Raw genomic sequence first — 19,602 nt, 5'->3', positions numbered from 1 at the left:
CTATGAAACCCGGTGGCGCTCCAACCATCCTACCGCATAATCTACCAATTCCCGTTGGGGCATCAGCAGCGCGGTGGCCCCGGCTACTTGTCCCTGCTTCACCAACCCGGTGTCCCGCGCAAAGTCGGCGCCCAGCCGCTCAAAATCCTCTGAATCGTACTCCAGCTCGGTAAACTCTACCCAACGTCTTTCCCCATTCACCAGCAACGGCGCCTTGGCCGTGTAGGTCTGCTTCCCTGGATAGTTCGCCCGGCACTCCGCCAAATGGATCGACGTATTGTTCTCGTGCCCTACTCCAAGCAGCAAAACCTCTCCGCGCAGCTCGTAAATCCGCGCGAGCGGCGAGCGCTCACCCAGCCCGAACTCCAAGCCGTGATCTGCCGTGATCTTCAGGGCCTCTCGGCCTCTGGCTGCAAACGACACCTGCGGATGACCGCTGCGAATCGTGCCCTTCTGCCGGCGAAACGTGTCTGGGATGACGCCCATATACCATAGCGGGGTCAGGTCAGGATCGTAGGCCGGCATCTGCTCGCGAATCGTATCCCACCACGCCTGAGGCACCGGCGGATTCTGCCAGCGGGCCGGATCCCCAAGGTCGCTCGAATGGGTTGGCATCACCAAGGTGCCTTGCTCGCCCAGCGCCGCCTCCAAAGCAAGGACGACCGCCGCAGGACCGCCGCACACCCACTTTCCTAACGCTTTAAACGAGGAATGGACGAGCAGCGTAACTCCTTCCTTCACGCCTAGAGCCCTCAAATCCGCCTGCATCGTCTCCACCGTGTACAATTCCCCTTGAATTTCCTCCATCATGTTTCATCTCTCCTATATTGCTCTACTCAGCGAACGACGACGGCAAGCCGTCCAGGCTGACGGGCTGCCGTTTCGTTCGCGCTGCCTGTCAAATCCAAGTAAGCAACCTCGTTAGGCAACAGAATCCGAAGCGCATCTTCCCCTCTGGGCGACAGATTAACATGCCCCTCGGCACTTAGCGGTGCTGAGACCACAAAAAAGAGATGCTGCCGGCGAATAAAACGCTTCATGCTCCGGCAACAACGAATCAAACATTTTCCCCATTGTGATCCCTCCATCAGGACTCTTGTGTATATCCAAACCAGCTGGCAGCTCATATTGAATGAGATGGATGAGATGGGCTGGTTTCGCAGCTCTCGTCGACACCGGGACGATCCCGCGGTCCACGGGGCAATCAGCCGACACGCGAATAAAGGTATTTTAGTAGCTCACGGCTCCCAGCCTCCTTCGGTTTTTCCTTATTATACCTGAAGGATTAAATTTAAAGAATATCACCGGTTCCAGGAGCTTCAAAACCAAAAAAAATCCGGCGGTACACACACCGCCGGGACAATGACTAGGAGTTTTACGCCGGGTTAGGTTGTTGCCCTGCCTTGTTCTTGGCCAGCTTCAAGTAACCCTGCACGTTCAGAATCTCGCTATTCTCTTCAAACCGCAAACGCATCGGGCCAGCCGCTTCGATCAGGTACGATTTCAGCGCTGCCGCGCCGCCGCCAAGCACGTAGAAGCATTCGATATCGGGGTATTTCTTCCACCGCTTGCGGATCAGATCGACCAGCTTCTGGGCCGCCCGGCTAAAATACATGTCAACAATTGGCCGGATGTCCGCTTGTCCTTCCCCTACTCTTTGGATGATGAACTCACGGTTGCGGATGCGCCCGATCAGCTTCGTACGGCTCGGGAAGCGATAACCGAACTGATCCTCAACATCGCGGATAATCGAATCCAGATATGTAGCGAGGCCAAACTGCTCACCGGTACTGAACTGATTATCGATATTCATCCGCTTCACCACCGGGAAATCGGTGGTCAAGGCGCCGATCTCGCAAATCCCGATGCAGCCGTTATGCAGTTCTTCGTTCCGTACTTGTAGCGTATCGTTTGTGGCCAAATGGAACAGGGCAGCCGCCCCCTCGACCGAAACGATCGTACGGCGGATGTTAATGCGCACCGTACGCCCGCGCAGCTCCGGCGTAGACAGGAACGTCACTTCGTGCTCCCCGGTTAACCGCTCCTCGAACGCTTTGTGAAAGGCCACATAAGTGCGTACCGGCAACCCGGTACCAAGAATGTATTCCACCTCTTCGATCCCGGTTCCCGTGGTCGGATAGGTTTGTCCGGCAAGGGCCGCATAGGCTAACGCCGTCAGCGCCACGACCAGAGACTGATCGCTGGTCGCTTTGTTGTCCGTTTCCTCCAGTTCGGAGTTGTCCTGGTCCTCCATCGCTAATAGGCCTACGAAATACCGCTGGTTATTTCTCTTTAATTTAGGGCTATAGACTCGAACATCCAGCGCCTTCAGCGGAGAGTCCTCTTCTTGCAGCACATGTCTATCATATCCGGGAGAAACGATACTCGGAATAATGATCGGTCGTTGCGAACCGTCAACTACTACCTTAACGCTGTCATTGCCAACGTCGATTCCGGCAATTCTGATCATAATTACCTCCTCACATCTAGGAAATAAGACATTTCCAATCATTTCTCATTTCGCTTCCCTTCGACAAATTCCTGCTTTACCCGTGAAAATAGTTACAAAATTTTTTTAAATGAAAAAGGGATTTGCCACAATTTGCCGAAATAGTTGTATTGGCATTAGAAAGATATGATCTTGGTCCTACATAATGACAGGCTCAACTCAAGATGATCAGGAGGAAGAAATGAAGTTTCGATTCAAAAAAAACGTGAACCGGCGCTACACACTGCTCATTGTACCGGAAGGTACCAGCCCCGTGTTCCGTTTAAAATTTCGCTTTTTCTACTTATTGGCCATTCTGGTCGCTGCAGCTGCGCTGCTCACTTCGGTATTGGTCCTATATGCGATGAACCGCACCCACACGAACCGGATTGGGACGCTTGAAGCCCAGCTGTCGGATTCGTCGAACCAGTTCAGGAACACCGTCGTCAACAAGGAGCAGGAGATTGACCGGCTGTTAAATGAGCTGATGGAACTGTCGGAAAAATCGAAAACGATCGAATCGAAAATGAGCGAACTGGAGCAATTGGAAGCCGAGCTTCAATCGCTAACGAACGGTGGGGCCGGCAAAGCGAAGGACAAAACAGCAGCCGCTACCAGCACTCCGGCGAAGGCCTCCCTCGCTGACGAAGGCGGAGTTGGCGGAGAATCGATTCCGCTGACCGATCAGGACATCGCGAATTTGGTTCAGGAGACGAAGGAGAGCATTACTACCTCGCTGAAGGAGATGCCCGGTTTACAGCAGCGGCTGGAGCAGACCAAAGTGGCCGTCGAGGAATACAAGGCGCTGATGGCGATCTTGCCAACCTATTGGCCTACAGATTCCACCCGGGTCACTTCCGATTACGGTGAACGGGAAGATCCATTTACCGGGCGGTTAACGAAGCATGCCGGAATGGATATCGGGGGGAGCATCGGCGACCCCATTTATGCTGCAGCCAACGGCAAGGTCATCGAAACCGGACGCACCAGCGCTCGCGGCAACTATGTCACGATTTCCCATCCCTCGGGATTGAAAACGAACTATATGCATTTGAGCAAAATTTTGACCAAGGTTGGCGCCACCGTCAAACAAGGCGAGATCATTGCGGAGCTAGGCTCCACCGGCCGCAGCACCGGACCCCATCTGCACTTTGAGGTCGTCAAGAACGGCAGTACGGTCGATCCGGCCAATTACCTTAGAAAACCCGGAGAGGAAGAGTGATCCATGAAATTAAGGAATAATGCAAAATCCGTGAAGCTGGACCCGAACACGACAGATACTTTGATCGGGGAAGGCAGCATTTTTGAAGGAAAAATCCGCTCGGACGCCGGCGTGCGCATCGAAGGGCAAATCACCGGCGACATCGAATGCGAAGGCGATGTGACGGTTGGGGAGAAGGGCGTGGTCCATTCTAATATTTTGGCCCGCAATATCATCATCGCCGGCACCGTCAACGGCAACGTTCATGCGAAAAACAAGCTATCGATCACATCCAAAGGCAAGCTGTTCGGGAACATGGTCGCCTCTTCCCTTTCCATTGAAGAAGGCAGCGTGTTTGAAGGGACCAGTAAAATGGGCGGAGCGGACAAGGTCGACAACGAGGCATTGAAAGAAACTGCGGCTGCAGTTGCTGCTTCCGACATAACCCCTCCTGCCAAAAATAACGCCAAGCAGGAAAACGACGACGTTTATAAAACCTGGTGATACCAGGAATCGAATAAGAAAAAAGGCCGGACAGTTTGTCCGGCCTTTTGTTTTGGGCGATGGGCCCGATTTGAACCTTAACCCTGGCCGACAGACCAGCCCTCCAGCGAAAGGGAAGGCTCGGCTTTCAGCTCCAGGTCGGAAAATTCACCGCTGCGCCATTTCAAGTAGGCGGCTGCGCCAATCATCGCGGCGTTGTCGGTGCAATACTTCAGCGAAGGAATCAACAAGGCGATGCCTTCGCGCTCACAGCGCTCGGTCAACGCCGCGCGCAGCCCGCGATTGGCAGCGACGCCCCCGCAAAGCAACAGCTGGCGGGAGCCGGTTGCCTTGACGGCGCGGACAGCTTTTTCCACCAGCACTTCGATCACCGACTCTTGGAATCCGCGGGCAATCGCCGCTTGGTAGCCGTCCTCGCCGCGCATCTTGTGCTGGTTCACCGCGTTTAGTACAGCCGATTTGAGTCCGCTTAAGCTGAAGTCGTAAGAGTCCGGCTCCAGCCAAGCCCGAGGCAGCTCCTCTGCTTCCTCCGCCTCTGCAGCGAGCTTGTCCACGAAGGGGCCTCCGGGATAGGGGAAGCCCAACGCCCGGGCCACCTTGTCATAAGCCTCGCCAACGGCATCATCGCGCGTCCGTCCGAGCAGGCGGAAGCTTCCTTCCCGCTCCATCAGCACCAGCTCCGTATGACCACCCGAGACAACCAGCGCCATGGACGGATACAACATCTCCGCCTCCAAGCGATTGGCGTAGATGTGACCGGCGATATGATGAACGCCAATCAGCGGCTTGTCCAATGCGAAAGCAAGGCTCTTGGCCGCCATAATGCCGACGAGCAACGCGCCAACCAAGCCGGGCCCTTCCGTCACGGCGATCGCTGACAGCGATTCCGGCGCAATTCCCGCCTCCTGCACCGCTTCCTCCAGCATCCGCGTAATGCTCTCGACATGCTTGCGCGAAGCGACCTCCGGCACCACGCCGCCAAACGCCCGGTGCGTTTCGATCTGGCTGGCGATGAGGTTGGACAGAACCTCCGTCCCGTTCTTCACCACGGCGGCCGAGGTTTCGTCACAACTCGTTTCCACCGCCAAAATATACACATCTTGCTCTTGCTTTACCACGAACCTTCGCTTCCTTCCCCGGTTTCCGACTGCGACCTTGGCAGCTCGCACCACATTATGATTGCATCTTCATGATTATCGGAATAATACCCTTTTCGCACGCCTGCCGGGGTAAAGCCCATTTTCTCATAAAGCGTGCGGGCAACGATATTGGACACCCGCACCTCCAGCGTCATCCGGACCATCCCCAGCTCAATGGCCCAGTCCATCATCCGACGCAGCAGCTTCTCCCCGAGATGGCGGCCGCGATAAGCGGTACGAACAGCAATGTTCGTGACATGGGCCTCATCGAGGATCGTCCACATCCCGGCATACCCAATCGGTTCGCCGCGATATTCCATGATTTGATACCGTGCAAAATGGTTATGTGTTAACTCGTTGCGGAACGCTTCCTCACTCCACGGGAGCGTAAACGATTCATGCTCGATCACCATGACGGCCGGCAGATCCGCCAGCGTCATGTTGCGAAATACGATATCTTGTTCCAGCTTCGCCGCCCCCTCGCCTTAAGCGTTCCGCAGCCGCAGCCGTTTGGCTTCGGCTTCGGCCAGCTGCGTATAGTTCGGCTCCAGCGCATGTACGTCGTCCGCCGGCAGCACGGTGCGCGCCACGCCGGCGATGCCGACCCATGCGCCCTCCAGCTCGTAGGGCACGAGCTGGACGAGCTCGCCGAAGGCGGCGATCAGCGGCGCGATCGCCGCCTCATGCTTCTCGGTCTCGCCCACGAACCAGAGGCGGGCCGGCCGTTCCTCTGCGGGCAGCTGCTCCAGCTGCCGCTTCAGCTCGTCGGCCCACCCGTCCATGAGCCGGATCGCGTCGGGTTCGAGACGCTCCGGCAGACCGCCCGGCGCTGGTGCAGCGAACAGCGCCGAATAGGCCTGGCCGCGCCGCGCGTCGATCAGCGGCGCGATCCAGTGGCTGCCGGCGGCGGTGGGGGCGGATTCGCCCCCGGCATCGCCGCCGGCAGCCAGCGCCGGCCGTGCTGGGCCGGCCGGCGCGCCCCGCCGCGCGGCGAGCTCGCCCAGCGCGGCGTCTTGCCCGCTGGCGCTGGCCCAACCGCCCAGCGCCAAGGCGGCCAGGCTCGAGACGCCGTAGACCGGCAGCCGTAACGACCACGCCAAGGTTTTGGCGGTCGTGACGGCAATCCGGATCCCGGTGTAGGAGCCTGGCCCCACCCCGACGGCGATCCCGTCCAGATCCTGCTTGGCGAGCCCCGCCGCCTTCAGGCAATCTCCGATCGCCGTGACCAAATATGCCGAATGGTTCCGTTCGGCATGGATCGTTCGCTCGGCCAGCACGCGGCCGCCCTCCATCACCGCCACCGCCAGCGAAGAAGTGGCGGTGTCCAACGCTAACAGCCGCTGCGATGGCCGTATATTTTCATGTTCGTTCATGGCTCGGATACTCCAATCTCTTTCAGGGCTGGCCCCCATTGCTCATAGGTTGCCCCCTGCACGTTGATATGCATACGCCGCCCCGTGGCCGACACCGTCTCGATGTACATCCGCAGCACGTCCTCCGGGAGCAGTTCCTCAATCAAGCTGGCCCACTCCACCAGCGTCACGCCATTGCCGTAGAAATACTCGTCCAGCCCCAGCTCATCCGCCTCATCCAGCGACAGCCGATAGACGTCCATATGATAAAAAGGCAGCCTGCCCTCATACTCCTTAATTAAAGTAAAGGTCGGACTGTTCACGGTGTCCTTCACGCCGAGGTGCTTCGCGAACAGCTGGGAAAACGCCGTTTTGCCCGCGCCAAGATCCCCGTCCAGGGCGATCACCGTTCCCGGCTGTGCCAGCTTCGCCAACGCCTCCGCCAGCCGCTCCGTCCCCTTCAGATCCTCGGCTTCGTATACCCACCGCGCTGAGGTGCTGCCATTGTTTTGATCCATGCTCACTTTAGCTTACCACCTTTATCACGTTCCAACGAAATCGCCATTCCTTCGAGCACCTAAGCTGCCTAAGCTGACCCAAGAGCTGCCCCAAGCTCACCCCAGCTCCGCTAACGGACCGAGATGACCTTAAGCACTGATTTCCCGGACATTTCCCGTGCTAACGGACTCAGGAGACGTTATTCCAACGTTTTGGAAGAATAAGCAGCCCAAACCCGGTAAATAAGGTCTTTCTTGTCCGTTAAATTCCAGAATTCCGTCCTGCAGGCAAATAGCGTCATTGGTGTCCGTTACAGTTCATGTCTCAAATCCTTGCTAGGCCTGTCCTCATTATATCGGTCCGCCGCACCCCCCGCAACCGCAGAGCACCTGAACGAAAGATTCACTAACCCTGCGTAAATAGAAAATAGATTTCAAACCATACTACGGAATAACAGCAATTTCGTAAGCGAGGATTTGAAGGAAGCGCATAGAAAGGGGTTTACACCATGCATACCGTCTGGAAAGGAGCGATCAGCTTCGGGCTGGTCCATGTGCCGGTCAAAATGTTTTCGGCCACCGAAGACAAGGACATCTCCATGAAATACATTCATAAAGTGTGCGGCAGCCCGATTTCGTATGTACGGCGTTGTCCGGCGTGCGACGTTGACGTGAATTGGGAAGACATTTCGCGCGGTTACGAATACGAGAAGGGCAAGTACGTCCTTTTTGAAAAAGAGGAACTGGAGCAGCTGTCCGCCCACGCTGAAAAAACGATCAACATCATCGATTTCGTGGATTTGAAGGAGATTGATCCGATTTATTTTCAGAAGACGTATTATCTGGCGCCGGACCAAGCCGGAGGGAACGCCTATCAGCTGCTGCTTGAAGCGATGCGTGAAACAGGAAAAATCGGAATCGCCAAAATCGCCATCCGCTCCAAAAGCAGCTTGGCCGCCATCCGCGTAATGGAGGGATGCTTGGCCATCGAAACGATCTTTTATCCGGACGAAATCCGTCCGATCTCCCAAGTGCCTAACTTACCGGAGAACATTCAAGTGAACGACAAAGAGTTGACGATGGCAAAAATGCTGATCGAGCAGCTGTCCACCCCGTTTGAGCCGGAGAAATACACCGACGACTACCGCGAGGGGTTACTGCATCTGATCGAGCAAAAAGTGGCCGGCGAGGAAATCAGTCTGGCACCGGCCAAACCGGAGACCAACGTCATCGACCTGATGGCGGCGCTGCAGGCAAGCATCGAGGCGGTGAGGCCGGTCGCGACCGATCCGGGTCCCGCCGCCGCTGCTCCGGCAAAGCGCACACGCAAGCCGGCCGCCAAAAAAGCAAAGACCGAGCCGGAAACCAAGCCTGCCGCAGGAAAGGCCAAAAAGGCCGGCACAGACAACGAAACCGTAACGCCAACCGTGGCGGTGAAGCCGAAGCCCAAACGCCGCACCACCACCAAGCCGGAGGCGAAATAGACCGAAGGCCGTACCGTCACCACCTGTTGGTTCACCGGCCAGACGCTACATGCTTTGCTCCATATTACAAGCCTCGGGCGGGACATTCGCCCACCCTTGGATGATCGGGTGGCGCATCGTGCCGCCGGGCGTCCACTCCATGAACTGCACCTTTACAGTCAGGGCCGGCTGAATCCAGACGGCCCCTTTGATGCGTTCAGGGACGTTGGCAAACGGACGCTTGGGGATGATCAATGGCTTCACGTTTTCGGTCAGGTCGCGCCAATCCGCCACCTTCCATTTGCCACTGCCGGCATGGCCGATGTAGATAAACCGACCCTCCGGGTCGTACAAGCCCAGTAAAATGGCGTTCACCCCACCATCGCGATATGTCACCCCGCCGATGGCGGCATACAGGTCGCGGGCCAGCTTCTTCTTAACCCAGCGGGCATCCTTGCCTCCAAACGCATAGGTGCTGTCGAGCCGCTTCGAGACAATCCCTTCCCAGCCCCGTTGCTTCATCAAGTCGAATAACAGTTCTCCGTCCGCCACATTGGGGACAATCTGCACCCGCTCGGAGGGGATCACCAGCTCCTGCAACAGCTGCTGGCGATTCGCTAACGGCTCTCCGTTCACCCACTTGCCATCATAGTGCAAGATGTCAAAGATCATATAGATCGCAGGAATCCGCTGGGCTGCAAAGCGAATTTCCTGCTCCCGCCGCAAGCTGTCCCGCCGCATAATCTCGTGAAACGACGGCTTGCCGCCCGAGAGGGCAATCATCTCGCCGTCAAGAATCACCGAATGCGCCCGGCAAAACTCATGCGTATCGAGAAACTCCGGGTACTGCAAACTACGATCGTTGCCCTTGCGGTTAATCAGCTTGACCTCGCGGCCGTCATGATAAGTTAACATCCGCACCCCGTCCCACTTGACCTGGGCCACCCATTCTTCGCCTTGCGGAATCGTATCGTTGCGAATCGGTTCAAACGGTGTGATCGGTTTCCATTCCATGCGGCGCTCTCCACCTCCCCAGCTCCAATGTGCACAATCCTTGTCTTTACCTTCTCCAACCCCGAACCTCCGCTTGTTCCCCAGTTTGCCCCTGCCTCTCTTGAACCATTCCGGGCGTTAGTTCGCTCATAGTTTCCCCGTCCCCAGGCAAGCCTAGAACCAACAACCCTAAGCAGGGCGAACATCTTTCTTCCGATTTTCATCCGATTTCAGCAAGGAGGAACCGTCATGCCCCGAACAATTAAAGGAACGATCACCGTCGAAGGTGAAGAGATTTCCGTCTCCAACCCGGATAAGCTGTTATGGCCCGAAGCCGGCATCACCAAGCGGATGTATTTGGAGAAGCTGGCCGAGCTGTCGCCTTACCTGCTGAAATATTGCCGCAACCGGCTGCTGACCACGATTCGTTATCCCGGCGGGATTCACGGCAAGTTTTTTTACCAGAAAAATGCCCCCGAACCGCTGCCGCCCTTCGTCCGCACCGCCGTTCACGAGAACATCAATTATGTCGTGCTTGACCGGCTGCCGGTGCTGCTGTGGCTCGGCAACCTGGCTTGCATCGAATTCCATCCGTCTCTGCATTATGCCGGAGAGGAGTTGCCGTGCGAATGGATGATTGACCTGGACCCCACGCTGGAGGACGAGCCGCGAATTATGGAGGCGGCCGCTTTGGTCGGGGAGATTTTGGCCTCGCTCGGCTTGCAATCCGTGCCGAAGACGTCCGGCGCTACCGGCGTGCAGATCATCGTGCCAATCGAATACGGCATCACCTTCGACGAGCTGCGGATGGTTGGACATTTCGTCGCCCGTTACGTCACCGAAAAACACCCCAACCTATTTACCATCGAACGGCTAAAAAAAGACCGCGGCGACAAAATCTACTTCGACTACTTGCAGCATTACGGCGGCAAGACGCTGGCCGCCCCCTATACCCCGCGCGCCCGGGCAGCCGCCAGCGTGTCGACCCCGCTGACCTGGGATGAGGTACGGCGGAACCCCAAGCCTGCGGATTTTAACCTGCTGAATATCGGTCAACGACTGAAGGAACGGGGAGATTTGCTCGAGACCATCCCTCCCCAGTCCCTCAAGCTGATCTTGCAGCATTTAAAATCCCCCGGCCGGTCTTAAACAAGGGAAGCCTTCGCTGCACAACGACAACGGCTGGCAACCTCCGCTACAGCAACGGCGACAACAGCCGCGCTAGCAGCTCAAGCAGCTTCTGCCCTTTCGGCCGCCGAGCGAATTCCTCAAACCGAATCGGGATCGAATCGGCCAGATCCTGCTTGAAGTCGCTCTCCAGCCGGGTGATCGTCCCCGGATCAAACAACAACGCCGTCATTTCAAAGTTATAAAAAAAGCTGCGCATATCCATGTTCGCCGTCCCCACCGAAGCGAGCAGGTCGTCGATGATCATCACTTTGGCATGAATAAAGCCCTTCGTATATTGAAAGAACTTTACCCCGGCCCCCAGCAGCTCCTCCACGTAAGACAAGGAAGCCAGCTTCACCAAGCGGCTGTCCGGATGGTAAGGCATGATGATGTTCACTTCGACTCCGCTTAATGCCGCCGTTTTCAGTGCGGAATATACGCTGGGGTCGGGAATGAAATAGGGCGAAGCGATCCAGATCCGGCGCTTCGCCACCGCAATCGAATTAAAGCACATTTCATGAATCGGGTTACGCGGCAAATTCGGGCCGCTGGTCAGGATCTGCACTTGCTCCTGCCCGGGCCCTTCATGGGGCGGAAACAGAGCAGGGTCCCCGAGATCCTGACCCGAAGCCAGCAGCCAATCCTCCAGGAAGGTGAGCTGCAAATAATAAACCGAATCTCCTTCCAGCTGCAGATGCGTATCGCGCCAGTACCCCATTTTTTCATAAAGGCCTAAATAGTCGTCACCCACATTAAGTCCGCCCACGAACCCGAACTTTCCGTCCACCACGAGGATTTTGCGATGATTGCGGTAATTGACCCGGCGGTTCCGCACGGCGACCCGCGCTGGCAGAAAGAAGTAGACCTCCACCCCTGCAGCCCTCAGCCGCTCAATAAACGCATGCTCCAGCTTAAAGCTCCCCAGCCCATCGCAGATCATCCGGACCTTGACCCCTTCCTGGGCTTTCCGGATCATCACTTCTGCAAAGGCCGAGCCGATCATGTCGCTGCGGAAAATATAAAATTCAAGATGGATATGATCTCGCGCTTGCTCCATCCGCTCCAGCATGGCCCCAAACGCCGTTTCCCCGGCGGAATACACTTCCGTTTGGTTTCCGCCTGTGATCGGGTTTGCCGCATGATGCGTCAGCAGCTGATATAGCCGTTCCTGATGAAGCATTTCCGGGTTGCTCATCTCCTCCAAGCGAACCGGGCTTGCCAACTGGTCGCGCAGCAGCATCCGTAAGCTATGGAACGGGACGGGGCCCCGGTGCAGCAGTTTTTTGCGCTTCCTATAGTCCCGGGCCATGAAATAGTAGAGGACCGGACCCAAGGGAGGGCACAAAAACAAGATAAACAACCAGGCAACCGCCTTGGCGGGATTGCGGAATTCAAGCAGCAGGATCAGTGCGACGTGTACGATAAAAAGCAGTAAAATGCCAATCAGCCAGAGCATGCCTTCCACCCTCCCCTGCCATCATCATTAACCATCCGGGCTGCGGTTTATTCATGACAGATTTCGAAAATAACGGATCCCGCCGCACTTATATTAGACAGGACCTGTTTTTTTGACATGATTTAAGAATCATAGGAATAGATAAGTTATAGAACCAACGAAGCGTAGGGAGGGGATGCCATGAGGAGCGTAAGCGTACCGAATCCCAACCGGATGACGCTGCTTGTCCTTCGGGATGCCAGCCGGCCCGTCAAACAGATGCAAGTCTCCAAGCCGCTTGTCGTTGCCGTGCCTTTGCTGGCGCTGCTGTCCATTTCCGGGCTGATCGTCAGCCTGCAGGTTCATTCGGAACAGACCGTTTCCCGCCTGGAACATCAGCTGGAGCAGCAAACCCTAGCCTTTGAAGCGGTGGTGACCAACAAAGACGAAGCGATTCAGCGCTTGCAGAACGAAGTGATCTCTTTATCGAGCCAGTCCAAGGAAATGATGGACCGGATGGAGCGGGTAGCCGAGCTCGAAGCAGAGCTTCAGAAATTTATCGATAAATACGGAGAGGGGGATGCGAAGAATCTCGGCAAGCTGTCTTCGTTGTCCTGGGATGAGACGCTGGACGCTCTTGGGGACAGCGGGGTTGGCGGCGAGTTCATTGCCGTACATGACAACGAGATCGAGAGACTTGCAGCGAATACGCGAGACGAATTTGCCGCGATGAACGAAATGCTGGACGAGATGGAGAAGCACGTGCCGCTCACCTTGAAAAAAGCGAAGCAGACCCAATACTCCCTCTCCGGCACACCCTCGGAATGGCCCACGTTGTCCACGCGGCTAACCTCTAATTTTGGTTACCGCACCGATCCGTTTACCGGCCGAGCAGCTTTCCACGCGGGCATCGACATTGCCGGTAAAGTCGGGGACCCCGTGTATGCCGCAGCTGCAGGCAAGGTCGTTACCGCCACCCGGGACGGATCCCACGGCAAATACATCGTGATTGAGCACCCGGGCGGTCTGCAAACCTGGTACATGCATCTGAGCGACATCGATGTTTCCGTCGGGGATGAGGTGAAGAAAGGGGACAGCATCGGCAATCTGGGCAGCACCGGACGCAGTACCGGACCCCATTTGCATTTTGAGATCGTCAAGGGCGGCAAAGCCGTTGATCCGATGCCTTATTTGAAGTAATCCGCATGTGGAAAGGAAGTTGATGAAGCGCTATGTTCAAAGACAAGAAAGCCCCCCGTCTGACCGATACCCTGATCGGCCAAGGCAGCCTGGTAGAAGGCAAGCTGGAGTGCAAGTCCAATCTGCGTGTGGAGGGTCAAATCCATGGGGAGATCGACTGCCAGGGACAGATCATCATCGGCGAAACCGGCGAGGCCATGTCCAACATTAAAGGCGCCGATGTGATCGTCGCCGGCAAAGTCATCGGAGATGTCACCACTACAGGGAAACTCACAATCACCGCAAGCGGTCAAGTCGACGGCAACGTGGATGTGGCCAAGCTGATCATCGTTGAAGGTGGACTGCTGAACGGATCGAGCAAAATGGAACGGGTGGCCCCCGCCCCCACCCCATCGGCTTCTAGCGGCAAAGGCAAGGTCAAGAAAGCCGCGCGCCCCGAAGCAGGGTAAAACAAATCAGTCATAAAAGAAGCTCCCGCCAAATGAGAAAGGCGGGAGCTTCTTATTTTTTGCAAGGGAACAAGCTTATGCAGCAACGTCACGCTTCTTGAATACGAGCCAGGCCACCGCCAGGAACAGCAGGACGTAGACCGCCAGCACCGTGATGGAGAAGCCCAGCGTCATCCCGGCCGGTCCGACCTGCCCCCCGCGATATTGGCCTAGATCCATATTGGTAAACAGCAGATATTTGGCCCAAGCATAACGCGACGGGTGGAACAACAACGTAAAGATGTTGCCCGCAAACAAGATGAAGAGCGACAGTCCGATGGCAATGCCGCTAGAGCGAAAGACCGTCGACAGCATAAACGAAAATGCTGCAATTACCAGCAAATCGATATAGCTGTACAGCAGACTTTCCAGAATCCGGCTCAGCGGGCTTGCCCCTAGGTATTGCGATGGCTCATTCGGGAAAATCAGGAACGAAACGGCCAGGGCGATGGCGAAAAATACCGCGCTCATCGCCAGCGTAAATAGCAGCACGGCCAGCAGCTTGGACAGCAGCACCTTCGTCCGCGTCCAAGGACGGATCAGCAGCAGCTTGATCGTTCCCCAGGTGAACTCACCGGCTACGATGTCAGCGGCAATAACGGCGGCATAGATGCTGACGAGATAATACAGGAAACTGAGTTGGTCCAGAGCGTCCCAGGCGCTCAGCCGCTGGCTGCCGCCGTCCAACGAGAACAGCACCCCAAACAGGATCGTCAGCAGGACAAGCAGCCCAAACATAATCCAGGTGCGAACCCGCCGGTAAATCTTCATGTTTTCGTTTTGGACCAGCGCGAGAAAATTATTCAATGTCCTTCCCTCCCGTCAGCTCCAGGAATTGATCCTCCAGCGAACGCGTCACCGCCTGGATGGCGTACACGTCAATGCCCGCCAAGACCAGCTTCGCGTTGATCTCCGCCGCAGCCTTCCGGTCGGCGGACACGATCAGCCGGCCGCCTTCGAGGCGAGCGCCTGCGATCAGCCCTACCGCGCGCTGCGGATCGCTTACGTCGAAGGCCGTCTCCTGCGCCCGGCCTTCGACGGCTTCCGGGTGCAGGGACTTGACGTCCACCAGCCGTCCCTGCTGGATAACCGCGACCGTGTCGCACATCAGCTCCATTTCCGACAGCAAATGGCTGGAGACAAACACGGTCGTCCCTTCCTCCCGCGCCAGCGCCCGCAGATAATCGCGGAGCTCGCGGATGCCCTGCGGGTCGAGCCCGTTGGTGGGCTCGTCCAGCACCAGCAGCTTCGGCCGATGCAGGATGGCCTGCGCAACCCCAAGCCGCTGGCGCATGCCCAGCGAATACGTCTTGACTTTGTCATGGATGCGGTTCTGCATGCCAACCCGCTCGACCGCCTCCCAGATCCGCTGTTTCGTGACCCCCGGAGACATGCGGGCGTAATGTAGCAAATTCTGGTACCCGGTCAGGAACTTGTACATCTCCGGATTCTCCACGATGGCGCCGACATGCGATATCGCCTCTTCGAAACGATCCTTAATGCTGGCCCCTTCGATCAGGATATCGCCTTCCGATATCGACATCAGTCCGACCATCATCCGGATCGTGGTCGTTTTCCCGGCTCCGTTGGGACCCAGGAAGCCGTATACTTGTCCTCTCGGGATATCCAGCGTTAATCGGTCGATCAGCGTCTTGCTGCCGATGCGCTTGGTGACGTCCCGCATGCGTACGACGGGTTCCTGCGTCATCTCCATAGGATACTCCCCACTCTCTTTTCGAACTGTATCCCGTTAAATCAGGATAATTTCCCCTATTCTACCATAAGGCTTCCGTCAGCTAAAGCTCCGGGCAGTGATGAGGGACTGACAGAGGGCTGACATAGGTCAATCTACCCGGGTGATTCACCCGGACGATTTACCCAGGCGATCTACCGGAGATTGACCCGGGCCATAATGCCATCAGCCGCCCCCTTCAGACCTCCTGTTGGCGCTTTGGGCTGGGATTTGCAGTCTTATGCCCCGTCGGCCTGCGGCTCCTCGCCGTACCAGAGCTGGCGGAAGCTGGCGCTGGTGGCGAGCAGCTGCTCCGCCGTGCCTTCGGCTTCAATCGTGCCGTCCTTCAGCACGATGATATGGTCCGCGTGCGAGAGCGCGGCCTTGCGGTGCGACACCACGAGGCAGGTTGCCTCGCCTCGGGATTGGAACAACCGCTCCCACAGCTTACGTTCGGTTTCAACGTCGAGCGCGCTCGACAGGTCGTCGAACACGTACAGCTGTGCCTCGCGCACGAGCATCCGGGCGGCCGCGGTCCGTTGGACCTGGCCGCCGGAGAGCTTGACGCCGCGCGGTCCGACCATCGTGTCGAGGCCATGCGCGAGCTGCGCCACGTCGTCCTCCAGCACGGCGACGTGCAGCGCCTGCGTCAGGCTGCCCTCGTCCTCGGGCAGCCCGAGCAGGATGTTGTTCCGCAGCTTGTCGCTGTACAGGCGCGGGATTTGCGCCGTATACGCGCTTTGCGGCGGAACAAAAAAGTCAGCCGGCGTACGGACGATGCGGCCGTTCCAGCGGATCTCCCCGGCTTCCGCCGGCAGCAGGCCAAGCAACGCCCGCAGCAGCGTGGTTTTGCCGGAGCCGATCATGCCGGTGACGACCGTAAACGATCCGCGCGGCAGGCGCAGACTGACGTTCTCGATGCCCCGGCCAGTCTCCGGATAGCGATAGGTTAGTCCGCTTACCTCCAGCAGCTGCAGCGGCTCTGCCGGCAGATCGGCTGCAAGTACATTCCGGTCGTCCTGCTCTAACGGAGATTCAGCCGGATACGTCCCCAATCCCGAGACGCTTAACGCAGTTGCTGCGCCCTTCATCCCGTGATCGGTGTCCGACTCCCGCCGCTTGCCGATTCCGATGTACGCCGGAACCGTCAGCAGCTTGGCCGGAGCGCCTTGAAGCATGTGCTTCAGGCGGGAGAAGCTGATCGCCATTTGCTTATAAAACGTCATAAAGTTCCCGACGTTCGAAATCAATTGGGTGACAAAGGTTAAGTAATAGATGAACAGCGACAAGTCACCGACGGAAAACGATCCGCTGCGCATCTTGTAACCGGCCAGCACCAGAATCATTCCGGTTCCGAGGTTGACGGAGTTCGTAAACACAGAGGACAGCGATTCGGTGATCAGCTTATCTTTGACCATCATCTTCCGGCGCTCGTCGCTCAGACGTTCGAACCGCCGGACGATCCGCTCTTCCGCTCCCGCGACTTGAATCGCCTGTACGTTCGCGAACATCTCGCTGATTGAGCTGGTTACATTCGCTGTGGCAGCGCGGCTGGCAGCCCGGTACTTCTGAATGCGCGCCGTGGCGATTTGCGCGGCTGTCACGACCAGAATGAGCGGTACAAAGACGAAGAACGTCAACTGCGCATCGATTGAAATCAGAATATAACTGGAGATCACAACAAAGCCCATCAGGCCAAGCATATCCACCGACCAGCTCATCGCTTCCTCCGCTTGATCCACGTCATCGCGGAAATTGCTGATCGCCTCCCCCGGTGCGCAAGGGATCGCTTTGGCGCCGGGCTCCCGAAGCACATGGGCCAGCATATTTCGCCGCAGCAGCATGCTGATCCGGAATCGGTAGCTGCCATCTGTCCAGCAGCCTACAGCGATCATCGCGATGCGCGCCAGCGCCACGCCGATAAGCAACGCCGTTAGTCCCTCAACTCCGAATGGGAGGTTGGCGCTGCCTTCCAAATCATCGAAGAACGCCTTCGTAATCAGGCCCGGAAGCAGCGGGATCATATGAATGATCGTCCAGGAGAGCAGGTTCGCGATATAAAAAGCCGGACGATTCAGCAGCAATCTCCAGAAAAAATGCCGCGTGCTCATGCCAACACCTCCTCCAGGCCAACGGACAGCATCCGGCTAAACCGAGAACCGGGGTCAGCCGCCAGCTCTTTGCGTGGTCCATATTCCACGATTCGGCCATTCTCCAAAATAAGGATCTGATCGGCTCGCTGCACGGTTGATAAACGGTGCGCGATGATCATGCACGTCCGCGACTCCAGCAGCCGGGTGATCGCCGTCTCGATCCGGTTTTCGGTCAGCGGGTCGAGACGGGAGCTGGCTTCGTCCAGGATAACCAGCCCCGGGTTCGTCAGGAATACCCGAGCAAACGCCAGCAGCTGCGCTTCCCCAGCCGACAGACTTCCCCCTCCGGAGGAGAGCACTGTATCCAGTCCATCAGGCAAAGCAGCATACCACTCCTGCAATCCCAACTCATTTAACACCGCGATGATGTCCTCATCCCGTATGCTTTCATCAAACAGAGCCAGATTATCGCGAACGGTGCCTTCCATAATCTCGATGTTTTGCGTCACCATCGCCACCCCGCTCCGCAGCTCGTGCAGCTTGCACTCGCGGATGTCGATGCCCGACAGCTCGATCTTGCCCTGTTGGGGATCGTAGAAGCGCAGCAGCAGCCGCGCCAATGTAGATTTTCCGCTGCCAGTGCGGCCTAGCAAGCCGAGCGTTTCTCCCGGCTTCAGCATCAAATCCACCTCATGCAGTGTCGGCTCTCCGTCTTCCTCGTACGAGAACGTCAGGCGGTCGATTTTCACGGATAACGGCCCCTTCGGCAGCGGTGCGCCTGGACCGTCGGTAATCCGCGATTTCGTATTCAGCAGATCCCGGACGCGGATTAGACTGGCGTCGGCTTTTTGCAGATCATCCAGCTGGGTACGGATCTTCTCAATCGGCTGAGCCAGCAGCTCCGTGTAATAAAACACAAGGTAGATCGAACCGATCGTCAGCTCGCCCCGTCTCCACAACCAGGCGCAAACCAGAAAGGCGGCGGCATTGCCCAGAGCGAACACGAGAATCGTTGTCCCCCACATCATACCGAAGCCCACCGAGGCGCGAACGCGTATCGGCAGCATCCGCCGGGCCATGGCATAGAAGCGTTCCAGCACGTAACCGGCTGCCCCGTTCGCCCGGGTATCCTCGGTGCCTTCCAGCTGTTCGCCGATAAACCCGTAAAGCTCGGCATTTTGGACACGCCACTTGGTCCACACCGGAACCGTAAACTCACGAATTTTCCGAATCATAAAGATGGCACCAACGACAAATAAGCTCATCGCTGCACCAATCCAGATGCTTTCACGGAACAGCAGCAACAGGATGCCCGTCATCAGCAGCAAATTGCCCAGCATATGGATCAGGAAGCTGGAGAAGAAGTTGGCCAGCGCGTTGACGTCGCCGTCCACCCGTTCAATCAAAGAACCGGAAGTGTTCGACTTGTGGAACGACATATCCAGCGACAGGCAATGTCTGACGAGGTCCGCACGCAGCTTGTTTGTTGTCGTCCAGCCCAGGTTCTCGCTGAAGTAGGACGCGCACACCGATACGAGCTGTTGGATCAGAGAGAAGCCGATGAAGAGTCCCGCCGCGATATATAAAGGCTTTAAACTTCCATCCCCCTGCGCGGTATCGATAAAATAACGAATGACTTGCGGATTAATCAGCTGCAAAGCGATCGAGATCAACAGCAACGCAGCCATACTGAACAGCAGCTTGCGTTGCGTGAACACGTATTTCTCCAGCATTTCGAGATAATGCCCTAGAGGTCTCGTCCTTCGTTTGCCGCCTTGCGATGCAACAGTTTGTTCAGCCAAAGGCCGCTCCCCCTTTCCCATTCACTTCCTAATATTCTCCAAATC

The 19,602-nt window shown here is 57.0% G+C and carries 19 protein-coding genes; 6 read left to right on the top strand and 13 right to left on the bottom strand.

The annotated features are described in order from the left end of the window. From U9M73_RS00940 to U9M73_RS00930, 3 genes are all read right to left on the bottom strand, one after another. Positions 1-807, bottom strand: coding sequence for an AAC(3) family N-acetyltransferase (locus U9M73_RS00940; protein WP_036646140.1), 807 nt, complete (start codon positions 805-807; stop codon positions 1-3). A gap of 29 nt (positions 808-836) precedes the next feature. Beyond that, the gene (locus U9M73_RS00935; protein WP_323075941.1) at positions 837-1,040 is read right to left on the bottom strand and encodes a hypothetical protein; all 204 of its coding nucleotides are present in this window, start codon (positions 1,038-1,040) and stop codon (positions 837-839) included. A gap of 335 nt (positions 1,041-1,375) precedes the next feature. Beyond that, on the bottom strand, positions 1,376-2,470 hold the full coding sequence (locus U9M73_RS00930; protein WP_157273502.1) for a ParM/StbA family protein: 1,095 nt from the start codon (positions 2,468-2,470) through the stop codon (positions 1,376-1,378). Between the two features lie 220 nt (positions 2,471-2,690). On the opposite strand from U9M73_RS00930, the gene U9M73_RS00925 reads away from it, so the two are divergent. Both U9M73_RS00925 and U9M73_RS00920 read left to right on the top strand, forming a co-directional pair. Continuing rightward, positions 2,691-3,710: a M23 family metallopeptidase gene (locus U9M73_RS00925; protein ID WP_036646110.1), complete on the top strand. Its 1,020-nt coding sequence runs from the start codon at positions 2,691-2,693 to the stop codon at positions 3,708-3,710. Between the two features lie 3 nt (positions 3,711-3,713). Next, on the top strand, positions 3,714-4,193 hold the full coding sequence (locus tag U9M73_RS00920; protein ID WP_009226277.1) for a bactofilin family protein: 480 nt from the start codon (positions 3,714-3,716) through the stop codon (positions 4,191-4,193). Positions 4,194-4,270: 77 nt separating this feature from the next. Here the strand turns inward: U9M73_RS00920 and tsaD are convergent, their stop codons facing one another. The 4 genes from tsaD to tsaE are packed head-to-tail and all read right to left on the bottom strand — an operon-like array spanning position 4,271 to position 7,202. After that, complete coding sequence (tsaD, locus tag U9M73_RS00915) at positions 4,271-5,311, bottom strand: tRNA (adenosine(37)-N6)-threonylcarbamoyltransferase complex transferase subunit TsaD (RefSeq protein WP_009226276.1); 1,041 nt, start codon at positions 5,309-5,311, stop codon at positions 4,271-4,273. After that, positions 5,305-5,799, bottom strand: coding sequence for a ribosomal protein S18-alanine N-acetyltransferase (gene rimI / locus U9M73_RS00910; RefSeq protein WP_323079036.1), 495 nt, complete (start codon positions 5,797-5,799; stop codon positions 5,305-5,307). The genes tsaD and rimI overlap by 7 nt, the downstream gene beginning before the upstream one ends. 18 nt (positions 5,800-5,817) lie before the next feature. Next, positions 5,818-6,705: a tRNA (adenosine(37)-N6)-threonylcarbamoyltransferase complex dimerization subunit type 1 TsaB gene (gene tsaB / locus U9M73_RS00905; RefSeq protein ID WP_323075938.1), complete on the bottom strand. Its 888-nt coding sequence runs from the start codon at positions 6,703-6,705 to the stop codon at positions 5,818-5,820. Beyond that, a complete protein-coding gene (gene tsaE / locus U9M73_RS00900; RefSeq protein WP_260071596.1) occupies positions 6,702-7,202 on the bottom strand; it encodes a tRNA (adenosine(37)-N6)-threonylcarbamoyltransferase complex ATPase subunit type 1 TsaE in 501 nt (166 codons plus the stop codon). The genes tsaB and tsaE overlap by 4 nt, the downstream gene beginning before the upstream one ends. Positions 7,203-7,690: 488 nt before the next feature. On the opposite strand from tsaE, the gene ku reads away from it, so the two are divergent. Continuing rightward, positions 7,691-8,665, top strand: coding sequence for a non-homologous end joining protein Ku (gene ku / locus U9M73_RS00895; RefSeq protein ID WP_009226271.1), 975 nt, complete (start codon positions 7,691-7,693; stop codon positions 8,663-8,665). A gap of 45 nt (positions 8,666-8,710) precedes the next feature. On the opposite strand, the gene U9M73_RS00890 is transcribed toward ku, so the two are convergent. Next, the gene (locus U9M73_RS00890) at positions 8,711-9,658 is read right to left on the bottom strand and encodes an ATP-dependent DNA ligase (protein WP_323075936.1); all 948 of its coding nucleotides are present in this window, start codon (positions 9,656-9,658) and stop codon (positions 8,711-8,713) included. Positions 9,659-9,886: 228 nt separating this feature from the next. Here U9M73_RS00890 and ligD point away from each other — a divergent pair, with 228 nt between their 5' ends. After that, positions 9,887-10,786: a non-homologous end-joining DNA ligase gene (gene ligD / locus U9M73_RS00885; RefSeq protein WP_009226269.1), complete on the top strand. Its 900-nt coding sequence runs from the start codon at positions 9,887-9,889 to the stop codon at positions 10,784-10,786. Positions 10,787-10,832: 46 nt separating this feature from the next. Here the strand turns inward: ligD and cls are convergent, their stop codons facing one another. Beyond that, entirely contained in the window at positions 10,833-12,263 is a 1,431-nt protein-coding gene (gene cls / locus U9M73_RS00880) for a cardiolipin synthase (RefSeq protein WP_323075934.1), read from the bottom strand. 180 nt (positions 12,264-12,443) lie between these two features. Here cls and U9M73_RS00875 point away from each other — a divergent pair, with 180 nt between their 5' ends. Together U9M73_RS00875 and U9M73_RS00870 are read left to right on the top strand one after the other, a co-directional pair. Next, positions 12,444-13,442 carry a M23 family metallopeptidase gene (locus tag U9M73_RS00875; RefSeq protein WP_009226267.1) on the top strand — a complete coding sequence of 333 codons (999 nt, stop codon included), beginning with the start codon at positions 12,444-12,446 and terminating at the stop codon, positions 13,440-13,442. Positions 13,443-13,474: 32 nt separating this feature from the next. Next, on the top strand, positions 13,475-13,891 hold the full coding sequence (locus U9M73_RS00870) for a bactofilin family protein (RefSeq protein WP_009226266.1): 417 nt from the start codon (positions 13,475-13,477) through the stop codon (positions 13,889-13,891). Between the two features lie 75 nt (positions 13,892-13,966). Here the strand turns inward: U9M73_RS00870 and U9M73_RS00865 are convergent, their stop codons facing one another. From U9M73_RS00865 to U9M73_RS00850, 4 genes are all read right to left on the bottom strand, one after another. Continuing rightward, positions 13,967-14,737 (bottom strand): ABC transporter permease, encoded by a 771-nt coding sequence (locus tag U9M73_RS00865; RefSeq protein WP_009226265.1) that lies wholly within the window; start codon positions 14,735-14,737, stop codon positions 13,967-13,969. After that, positions 14,730-15,638: an ABC transporter ATP-binding protein gene (locus tag U9M73_RS00860; RefSeq protein ID WP_157273505.1), complete on the bottom strand. Its 909-nt coding sequence runs from the start codon at positions 15,636-15,638 to the stop codon at positions 14,730-14,732. Before U9M73_RS00860 ends, U9M73_RS00865 begins: the two co-directional genes overlap by 8 nt. Positions 15,639-15,901: 263 nt before the next feature. Then, positions 15,902-17,773, bottom strand: a complete 1,872-nt coding sequence (locus tag U9M73_RS00855) for an ABC transporter ATP-binding protein (RefSeq protein WP_323075932.1) — start codon at positions 17,771-17,773, stop codon at positions 15,902-15,904. Next, complete coding sequence (locus U9M73_RS00850) at positions 17,770-19,578, bottom strand: ABC transporter ATP-binding protein (protein WP_407673857.1); 1,809 nt, start codon at positions 19,576-19,578, stop codon at positions 17,770-17,772. The genes U9M73_RS00855 and U9M73_RS00850 overlap by 4 nt, the downstream gene beginning before the upstream one ends. Positions 19,579-19,602 lie beyond the last annotated feature (24 nt).

The sequence above is a fragment of the Paenibacillus phoenicis genome (assembly GCF_034718895.1).
Taxonomy (GTDB): domain Bacteria; phylum Bacillota; class Bacilli; order Paenibacillales; family Paenibacillaceae; genus Fontibacillus; species Fontibacillus phoenicis.
This window is presented reverse-complemented; position numbering and strand designations above follow the sequence as displayed.